The following is a 244-nucleotide window of genomic DNA, read 5'->3' on the forward strand; positions in this document are numbered from 1 at the left end:
GAAACAATAAGTGGAAAAATTTAACTAATTATTAAAAAAATCTTTGAATCGATTAACAGTCTTTTCAATATTTTCACTTTTAGAAATGGCTGAAATGACTGAAATTCCATTGGCACCTGCTTCTACATATCGAAAGCAATTTTGTAAATTATTATTGAAATCAGCGAAAGTATCAGTAATTAAAGGCAATGCATCTGAAATATTAGCGTTGATTGATGATACAGCAACTATGAAAGGTACAGAT

The 244-nt window shown here is 28.7% G+C and carries 2 pseudogenes; one reads left to right on the forward strand and one right to left on the reverse strand.

The features are described 5' to 3' along the window. Nucleotides 1–24: 24 nt before the first annotated feature. Nucleotides 25–132 (reverse strand): annotated as a pseudogene (gene thiE / locus IDG63_RS14600) (thiamine phosphate synthase); the annotation flags it as partial. Here thiE and IDG63_RS14605 point away from each other — a divergent pair. Next, a pseudogene (locus IDG63_RS14605) lies at nt 119–244 on the forward strand (hydroxyethylthiazole kinase); the annotation flags it as partial. The pseudogenes thiE and IDG63_RS14605 sit on opposite strands and share 14 nt — an antisense overlap.

The sequence above is a fragment of the Staphylococcus sp. EG-SA-14 genome (assembly GCF_017151935.1).
Classification (GTDB): Bacteria; Bacillota; Bacilli; order Staphylococcales; family Staphylococcaceae; genus Staphylococcus; species Staphylococcus aureus.